The organism is Longimicrobium sp., from assembly GCF_036280135.1.
Classification (GTDB): domain Bacteria; phylum Gemmatimonadota; class Gemmatimonadetes; order Longimicrobiales; family Longimicrobiaceae; genus Longimicrobium.
Genome location: NZ_DASURI010000609.1, coordinates 1 through 8,830, shown reverse-complemented (window position 1 = coordinate 8,830; position 8,830 = coordinate 1). Strand labels below are relative to the sequence as shown.

General features: G+C 67.9%; 8 protein-coding genes and 1 pseudogene. 4 read left to right on the top strand and 5 right to left on the bottom strand.

Annotated elements, in window-relative coordinates; all coding sequences use genetic code 11:
• Positions 1-126: 126 nt before the first annotated feature.
• On the top strand, positions 127-606 hold the full coding sequence (locus tag VFZ20_RS19780; RefSeq protein WP_329685662.1) for a cation:proton antiporter regulatory subunit: 480 nt from the start codon (positions 127-129) through the stop codon (positions 604-606).
• Between the two features lie 368 nt (positions 607-974).
• Here the strand turns inward: VFZ20_RS19780 and VFZ20_RS19775 are convergent, their stop codons facing one another.
• Positions 975-2,168: an IS4 family transposase gene (locus VFZ20_RS19775; protein WP_329685661.1), complete on the bottom strand. Its 1,194-nt coding sequence runs from the start codon at positions 2,166-2,168 to the stop codon at positions 975-977.
• A 298-nt stretch (positions 2,169-2,466) separates the two neighbouring features.
• Between VFZ20_RS19775 and VFZ20_RS19770 the strand changes: the two genes are divergently transcribed.
• The 3 genes from VFZ20_RS19770 to add all read left to right on the top strand — a co-directional run bounded on the left by VFZ20_RS19770 (position 2,467) and on the right by add (position 6,220).
• Positions 2,467-3,189 (top strand): rhomboid family intramembrane serine protease, encoded by a 723-nt coding sequence (locus VFZ20_RS19770; protein WP_329685660.1) that lies wholly within the window; start codon positions 2,467-2,469, stop codon positions 3,187-3,189.
• A gap of 450 nt (positions 3,190-3,639) precedes the next feature.
• Positions 3,640-4,941, top strand: coding sequence for a NupC/NupG family nucleoside CNT transporter (locus VFZ20_RS19765; RefSeq protein WP_349264110.1), 1,302 nt, complete (start codon positions 3,640-3,642; stop codon positions 4,939-4,941).
• 232 nt (positions 4,942-5,173) lie between these two features.
• Positions 5,174-6,220: an adenosine deaminase gene (gene add, locus VFZ20_RS19760; RefSeq protein ID WP_329685658.1), complete on the top strand. Its 1,047-nt coding sequence runs from the start codon at positions 5,174-5,176 to the stop codon at positions 6,218-6,220.
• 378 nt (positions 6,221-6,598) lie between these two features.
• Here add and VFZ20_RS19755 read toward each other — a convergent pair whose 3' ends face one another.
• The 4 genes and pseudogenes from VFZ20_RS19755 to VFZ20_RS32790 all read right to left on the bottom strand — a co-directional run.
• Positions 6,599-7,066, bottom strand: a complete 468-nt coding sequence (locus VFZ20_RS19755; RefSeq protein WP_329685657.1) for a hypothetical protein — start codon at positions 7,064-7,066, stop codon at positions 6,599-6,601.
• 129 nt (positions 7,067-7,195) lie between these two features.
• Positions 7,196-7,657 carry a hypothetical protein gene (locus VFZ20_RS19750; protein WP_329685656.1) on the bottom strand — a complete coding sequence of 154 codons (462 nt, stop codon included), beginning with the start codon at positions 7,655-7,657 and terminating at the stop codon, positions 7,196-7,198.
• Between the two features lie 26 nt (positions 7,658-7,683).
• Positions 7,684-8,154, bottom strand: a complete 471-nt coding sequence (locus VFZ20_RS19745; RefSeq protein WP_329685655.1) for a hypothetical protein — start codon at positions 8,152-8,154, stop codon at positions 7,684-7,686.
• Between the two features lie 557 nt (positions 8,155-8,711).
• Positions 8,712-8,830 (bottom strand): annotated as a pseudogene (locus tag VFZ20_RS32790) (carbamoyltransferase N-terminal domain-containing protein); the annotation flags it as partial.

The following is an 8,830-nucleotide window of genomic DNA, read 5'->3' as shown; positions in this document are numbered from 1 at the left end:
AGTCGCACTCGGTGAGCAAGGCCCTGTTCCGCGTGGGCGGCGCCCTTCGCCGCCGCCGGCCCGACGAACCCGCCGCGCCCTGACGCGGCCGAACGATTCCAGAACCCGACATCGCAGGAGAGATCGATGCAGGTGCACGAGCACGACCTTCCCGGCGTGGGCAAGAAGTTCGCGCTGACGACCAACGACGACGAGCGGATGACGGTGATCATCCACAACACGGGGCACCGGGAGATCTACGTCTTCAAGGGGCGCGAGGAGTTCCCGTCCAGCGCCGTGCGGCTGGAGGACGCCGAGGCGCGGATGCTGGGCGCCATCCTGGGCGGCGCGTACTTTCAGCCGGCCGTGGCGGAATCGATGGACATGGTGCTGGGGCAGTTGTCCGTGGAGTGGTTCCGGGTGGCCACGGGCTCGCCGCTGTCCGGGCGGACGATCCAGGATTCCGCCATCCGCAAGCGGACGGGCGCCAGCGTGATCGCCATCCTGCGCGACGGCCGTCCGCAGCCCAACCCGGGCCCGTCGGACGTGATCGAGACCGGCGACACGCTGCTGGTGGTGGGCGACCGCCAGCAGGTGCAGCGCTTCCGGGCGGAGATCGCGGGGTAGCCGCGGACGATACAGAGATCGGGTGATGCTGATCAGGTGATCGGCACACGGCGGATCGGAGAGTGCTGACCGACCGAAGCCCCCGTCGCTGCGCGACGGGGGGCCCTCTCCCCCGACCGCCTTTTTGCTCGTTCCTCGCAACGGCGGTCGACCCCTCCCCCAACTTCGAGGGAGGGGTTTTCGCGTGGGCCGTCATCCGCGCCCGGACGTGAGTTCGTGCTGGACCTGGGTTCTCCCCCTCCCCCGCGGAGCGGGGGCAGGGGGCCGGGGGGTGGGGGCATAGGCGTTAACTTAAAGACCTAACACTATTCACCGCAGCCATTTGCAAGGCTCGCTTTCGGGGCCGTTCCAGCAACTTTCCTCGTAGCTCAGCCCCCGTGCGCAGCAACTCGCTTGGCAAGCAGGGGAGAGACACCACGGCGAGGAAGGCGTCGCACGCCTCCCGAAACTCCCTCCATCGGCTGCCCACCTCCAAGCGGGAACCCCCAGGGGGAAAAAAGACGAGATTCCTCGCCGAGCCGTTCAATCAGCAGCACTGCCAGGAGTTTCGCATATATCCAGCTTCGAACCGCCTCTGGATCCCGGTTCGGGGCGCTTCCGGCATCGAAGAGTGACTTCAGCCGCTTGAACCCCAGTTCTACCTGCCATCGGACACGATAGAGCTCCAAAACCTGCTCGGCGGTGAGGTCATTCAGCCCTGGAGTCGCCAGGACGAAAATGTACTCCGCCAGTTCCAGCGTCTGCTCCTGGACTGTCCGCCCCTTCTTGCGCGCCGCCTTCAGCAACCGTTCCTTCGCAAGCTGCGCCGCGCTTGCGCTCTTTCGGACCGCACAGAGCCGTGCCGCATACTCCCGATCATTCGCGCGGAAGCGGACCGCATACTCCTTTGGCGCATGCCCTTCAATCGAGCGCAACGTGTCCAGGAGATCGACCTGACTGCCTTCCTGGTCGAGCAGAGGGAAGCTGTTGGCGTTGAGGCGCACCACGGCATCGCCTCCGTGATCCAGAACGTGCGCCACGCCTTCGCGGTGGCAGTATCCCCGATCTCCCAGGATGACGTCTCCGGGCTCGACCGGAACCCGCTTGTACGTCTCACCTCCGCTGGAATCTGTGACTTCGGCGAAGTCACACGTTAGCGTGGGCAGGCGCAGCACGTAGTGAAGCCGCCAATCCGTACCGCTGCTCCCGGACACCCTTACGTGCGTGGCGTCGACGACGCGCAGGCGCCTCCCCGCGGACACGGCCTCCAGAGACGGCATGCGCGCACTGCCTGTAAAGACACCCTCGGCAATCTCCCGCAGCCATGGCCCCGCACTCCGCATGCGCTTCATGAGCGCCACGCTCGAGATCCGGGCTAGGCCCGCGTTGGTTGCCCTCGCGGCTGCCTGCTGCAGCGACAGTCCCGATGCTGCGTACAGAAAGGCTAAGCGGAGGAGAACATCGGCGTTGCGAACCTGCCTCGCTCGCTTGAGCGCACCCGTAGAGCGGGCAAGCTCCCGCCATCCATCCGGCAGGAACTGCGTGATCACACCCCACTCTTCGGCGAGAATGTCGGCTCTCATGCAACCCACGATACGCCCGACCGCCAAGGGTTGCAAGTCTTAAGTTAACGCCTATGGGGGGTGGGGGCCCTCGGCGGGCGAGACACACCGCGCTCGAGTGCTGGATCCCGAAGCCCACGATCAGGTCTCCTCTCGCCGCGAGGAACGAGCGGGAAGAGGCCGGGAGAGGGGCGGGTTGCTCCCGGCACGAGCCGTGTCACCACACCCGGATGGACCCGTGCGCCCGATCTTGCGTACAATCCGCGTTGCCGCATCCAGCGCGGCGCGCAGAATCCAACCGACCGGGCCCGACGACACCGTGATCCCCATCAACGACGAGAACCCCACGGAGCTCACCCCGTGGATGACGGTGCTGCTCATCATCGCCAACCTCGTTTCGTGGTACCTGTTCCAGGGGCTGGGCGAGATGCAGCGGCTGGAGGCCTCCGTCTACGTGTTCGGCACGGTGCCGTGCGAAGTGACGAGCGCGTGCCCCGTGCAGGGGCTGGGCGCCGAGGCGCTGCTCACCTCCATGTTCATGCACGGCGGATGGGGGCACCTGCTGGGCAACATGCTCTTCCTGTGGGTCTTCGGGAACAACATCGAAGACTCCATGGGGCACCTCCGCTTCCTGCTCTTCTACCTGGCCACGGGCATCGCGGCCGGGCTGGCGCACATCTGGTTCTCGCCCCTGAGCAACGTGCCGGCCGTGGGGGCCAGCGGCGCCATCAGCGGCATCATGGGCGCGTACATCCTGCTGTATCCGCGGGCACGGGTGCGGACGTGGTTTCCGCCGTTCTTCTTCTTTCGCCTTCCCGCCGTCGTCTTCCTGGGCGTGTGGTTCGCCCTGCAGCTGTTCGGCGGACTGAGCAGCCTGGGGCTGCCGGAGACGCAGCAGGGCGGCGTGGCCGTGTGGGCCCACGTGGGCGGCTTCGTGGCGGGGCTGCTGCTCATCAAGGCGTTCGACCGGCCGCGGCTGGTGCAGGCCAAGCGCAACCACGTGCAGCTCCGGCGCGACGAGGTGGCGCCGCTGCGCTGGTAGGCGTAGAATGTCGCGTTTCCGTCACAAGCCGTGTCCTTGGGCGAGGGTGAGCCCTCGCCCAACGCGTTTTTTCCTTCCACTTCCCCGCCCCACGCCGGGCGACGATCTCCGATGGCATCTCTCCGCATGACCCGATCGCTCAAGTGGCTGCTGCCCCTGTGGCTGGCCGCCGCGCTGCTGCTGGGCGCCGGGCTGTACGCCCACGCGCAGCAGCCCGAGACCACGGCCCCGCAGCCGGCCGCCGGCCAGCCCCGGCCCGCCAACCCGGCGGAGCCGGCGCCGCAGGGCGCGCAGGCCACCGCGCAGCCGGGGGACGTGACCGCGCCCATCGCCTCGCCCGAGGCGCTGGAGAAGGCGCAGACGCCGCAAAGCGGCATCGCGGCGGACTCGCAGCCCGCCAACGCGGGACAGGCGGCGCGGCAGGCACGGCAGCAGACGAACGGAACGCCGGTGCAAAAGGCCATTAGCTTCCTGGGGCTGCTCGTCTTCACGGGGATCGCGTACCTGCTGAGCGTGCACAAGAAGGCGGTGGACTGGAAGCTGGTGGCGTGGGGGTTGATCCTGCAGTTCGTCTTCGCGCTGCTCATCCTCAAGACGCCGTGGGGCGCGGGGTTCTTCGACAAGGCCAACACGGCCTTCAACGCCCTCATCGGCTATACGGTCGAAGGCGCCCGGTTCCTCTTTGGCAACCTGACGGCCTCCAACATCCCCGTGGGCCCGGGCGGCGCCCTGCCCGCCGTGGACCCGGTGGGGCCGACGACGGCCTGGGCCTCGGCGGGGGCGTTCTTTGCCTTCAACGTGCTGCCCACCATCATCTTCTTCTCGTCGCTCATGACGCTGCTGTACCACCTGGGCGTCATGCAGGCCATCGTGAAGGCGTTCGCGTGGGTGATGATGCGGACCATGAAGATCTCCGGCGCGGAGAGCCTTTCCACGGCCGGCAACATCTTCCTGGGGCAGACGGAGGCGCCGCTGCTGGTCAAGCCGTTCATCGGCACCATGACCAAGAGCGAGATGCACTGCATCATGGTGGGCGGGTTCGGCACGGTGGCGGGCGGCGTGCTGGCGGCGTACGTGGGCTTCCTGGTCACGTACTTCCCGGACATCGCCGGGCACCTGATCAGCGCGTCGGTGATGGCGGCGCCGGCGTGCCTGGCCATCAGCAAGATCATGTATCCCGAGACGGAGGAGCCCGTCACGGCCGGGAGCATCAAGATCAAGCTGGAAAAGGTGGACGCCAACGTCATCGACGCCGCCGCGCGCGGCGCCAGCGAGGGCCTGTCCCTGGCGCTGAACGTGGGCGCCATGCTCATCGCCTTCATCGCCCTGGTGGCGCTGCTGAACGGGCTGCTGGGCTGGGGCGCGGGCTTCCTGGGGCTGGACCTGACCATCCAGAAGATCCTGGGCTGGCTGTGCGCGCCGTTCGCGTGGCTCATGGGCGTGCCGTCGCAGGACGCGCTGGCCGTGGGCACGCTGCTGGGTGAAAAGACGGCCCTGAACGAGTTCGTGGCGTACGCGCACCTGGGCACCATGCTCCAGGAGGGCGCCGGGCTGGATCCGCGCTCCGTGGTGCTGGCCACCTACGCCCTGTGCGGGTTCGCCAACTTCAGCTCCATCGCCATCCAGATCGGCGGCATCGGCGGCATGGCCCCCGAGCGCCGCGCGGACCTGAGCCGCCTGGGCCTGCGCGCCATGATCGCCGGCACGCTGGCCAACTTCATGACGGCGTGCGTGGTGGGGATCCTGATCTGAGGGGAAAGTGCCAAGTTACAAGTACCAAGTGCCAAGTAACGGATCGTATCACTAGGCACTAGGCACTAGGCACCAGGCACTTGGCACTTCTTCTCCGGCGGCGTTACAATATCCCACCGGAGCAACGAACGATTCGGCCCCTCGACAGGCGGGTGCACCGGTGGTGCACCCGCCTGCGCGTTTATCCCGGAACGGGGCCGCGACAAAGCAATCAGCGACAGGACGGAAGACGATGGCGACCGAAGTGACCCGCGAGCTCCTGCACCGCCTGCCCAAGGCGGAGCTGCACGTGCACCTGGACGGCTCCCTGCGCCCCGAGACCATGCTGGAGCTGGCGGCGGAGTACGGCAAGAAGATGCCGGCCCACGACGCCGAGACCTTGCGCGACTACATGCACGTGCAGGACGCGCGCAACCTCGTGGAGTACCTGGAGCGCTTCAGCATCACCCTTTCCGTGATGCAGACGGCCGACGCCCTGGAGCGCATCGCCTACGAGCTGGCGGAGGACTTGGCCAGGGAGAACGTGCGCTACGCCGAGATCCGCTACTCGCCCATCCTGAACGCCCAGGAGGGGCTGCCCCTCACCGAGACGGTGGACGCGCCCCTGCGCGGCCTGGCCCGGGCCGAAAAGGACTTCGGCATCAAGACGGCCATCATCATCTGCGGCATCCGCAACATGGAGCCCGCCACGTCGCGCGACCTGGCGGACCTCACCGTGGCGTACAAGGACCGCGGCGTGGTGGCGTTCGACCTGGCCGGCGCGGAGTACAACTACCCCGCCAAGAAGCACAAGGACGCGTTCTACACCGTCATCAACAAGAACATGGCGGCCACCATCCACGCCGGCGAGGCGTATGGGGCCGAGAGCATCCACCAAGCCCTGCACTACTGCCGCGCCAACCGCATCGGCCACGGCACGCGGCTGTACGAGGACCCGGACCTCATGCGCTTCATGAACGACTTCCGGGTGCCCATCGAGATCTGCCTCACCAGCAACGTGCAGACGCGGGCCGTGGAGTCGTTCGACAAGCACCCCGTGCGCATGTACTACGACGAGGGCCTGGTCCTGAGCCTGAACACCGACAACCGGCTGATGAGCGCCACGACGGTGACGGAGGAGTACTGGCGCGCGCACCAGCACCTGGGCTTTACCTGGGACGAGCTGGTGGACCTGGCCCTGATGAGCTTCGACAGCGCGTTCATGCATCGCACGGAGAAGCTGGCCCTGCTCGACGCCGTGAGGCGGGAGATCGAATCTCTCACCTCCGCAACGGCTTAGCCCGATCTACTTCAGGCGGATTGGAGATACGGAACGGGCCGGCTTCCACGCGGAAGCCGGCCCGTTCTGCGTTCGATGCGGAGCGCCGGACAGCCGGTCCGGAGTGGGATCGACGGCCGATCCGGGGCAGCGTGGACGGCCGGTCCGGGGTGCGTGGACGGCCGATCCGGAGTGAGGCCGGACGCCTGCGCCGTCGTCCTCGCGACTACCCTCTGCGCCTCCCGCCAGACGCGTCATCCTGAGGAGCCGCCGCCCGGACCCGCCCGTACGCGAGCCATGGCGGCGACGAAGGATCTTGTGTCCGAACCACGGGGCCGACTCCCGTGCGTGGAGCCGGCCCGTGCCGCATCGCCGCCCAGGCCGCCCAGGCCGAACAGATCAGCAGGGCGAGACGGGCGCCGCGACGGAAGTGGACGCATCTCCGGTGGCATAGTGCGCGGTCACCACGTACCGGTAGTTCGTGATCCGCGTCTCGAATGTCCCGGAGGAACTGCAGAAGGACTTGCCCGTGTACGCGTGCGACGTATCCAGGTGAGACGTGCTGGTCGTCGTCGCGAGCGTCGACACAGACTGCTCGCTGCGCGATTCAAACGTCGCCTTGACGATGATGGTCCGGTTCTCCTGGTACTGCACCGTGTAGCCGGTGGCGCCCGAGAGAGCGCTCCAGCTGATGAGCGGGTTACCGCCCGAGTTGGTGACGGTGACCGTGGGCGCCGTGTTCAGCGCCGGCGCCTGGTCCGCGGCGCTGATGAGGGCGGTGGGAGCGTCGGCGCAGGCGGACAGAAGGGCGGTCAGCACCAGGGCAGCCGCGAGCAACGGCGCGCGGGTTCGGTTCATGGAGAGCATTCGCAGGTTTCCTGAGTAGAGGATGCCGCGTGGAATGCGCGGCCGGTGCATCACCGAGGTCGACGGAGGGCCGGCTCGTGCGGAGAGCCGGCCTTCCCGTTCATCCGTCTCGACGCGTAGCGCAGGTCATCAGCACTGGGCGCGGCCGAGCACCTGGGTGGACGACGTACCGTTGGCAAAGGTCGCCGTGACCAGGTAGTGGTAGTACCACCGGTAGCGCTCGTCGCCGACCGTGGCGGTGCACATGAGCGCGCTGGTCCAGGTGGAATACGCATCCAGGTAGCTCGTGGACGTCCCGCTGTACAGCGGGATGGTGTCCGTCCACTGGCGGTGCTCCATCGTCTGGAAGTTGTCCATCATCCCCGTGACGAGCTGGGCCACGTCGTACCGGGTGGCGCCGGTGAGGGCGCTCCAGCTGATCAGCGGATGTCCGCCGGAGTTGGTGACGGACACCACGGGAGCCGGGTAGACGTCCAGCGACGGGGGCTGGTCCGCCGCGATGGCGGGCGCGGCCGTGGGGGCGTCGGCGCAGGCGGCCAGCGCGGCGACGAGCATCAGGGCGGCGGCGCGGGCGCGGTTCAGGCGCATCATGGCAATCCTCCTTGGGATGAGGGAGCTCAGCACGGGGCGACGGGCGCGAAGACGGAGCTGGCGGCCGATCCGTCGGCGTACGTGGCCGTCACGCGGTAGCGGTACGTCACGCGCGTGACGATGGGATACGCCGTGTAGCTGCACAGCCAGTCGCCCGTGTACGGGTGGCCGGAGTCCAGCAGGCTCGTCCCCGTGGTGCTGCCCAGCGGGTACTCCCATGACGTCGAGGTCGATTCCGCCGTCTGCCGGTTGGTCTGCGTCTCGGTCTCCACGAGAACCACGCTGTAGCCCGTGGCGCCGGACAGGGCGCTCCAGCTCAGCAGCGGGGATCCGCCGGAGTTCGTGACGGTCACGGTGGGCGCCGTGTTCAGCGCGGCGGGCTGGTCCGCGGCGGAGATCGAGGCGCCCGTCGGGGCCTCGGAGCAGGCGGCCAGCGTGGCCGCGAGCAGCAGCGTCGCGGCACGGAGGGCAGATCGAAGTGCGAGAGAATGCTTCATCGGGTAGCTCGTCCGGGGGGGGGGAAGCCGGCCCTCGTTGCGAGGGCAGGCTCGTCGATCTCATCGCCGTGATCCGCTCAGTAGCACTCGCCCACGGGCGCATATGCGCGCTGCGTGCTGATGCCGCTCGCCAGCTGGGCCACGACCTCGTACTCGTAGATTTCCGTGTACGTGTCGTTGGGGCCGTACGGGTAGTCCGCCGGGCGCGTGCAGTGAATGTCGCCCGAGTAGACGCGCGAGGTGTCCAGGAACGAGGTGGCCGTGGTGGTGGTCTTGAGCTCGCGGAAGCTCCGCCGGGCTCCGTCGCCGCGCCATGTCGTGTAGAACCACGTGGTGACGAGGTTCACCTTGTAGCTCGTCGCGCCCGGAACGGCCGTCCAGCTGATGAGCGGATACCCGCCCGAGCTGGTGACTGTGACGGTTGAGCTCGCGGTCACATCGAGCGCGGGCGCCACCCTGTCCGCGGCGATCCCGGACTTCGCCGCGGTTCCGGTGGGCGCCTCGGAGCAGGCGGCCAGCGTGACCGCGAGCTCCAGGACGGCGGCGCGGTACGCCCCGCCCACCCCGTCCATAGTGAGGATGGCCGCCTCTTCGAAAGGCGAGGGATAGAACGCGCTGGCCGCATGGCTCTCGTGATGGTCGCCGAAGAGCGGATTCCAGCGGAACTGTTTCGCCA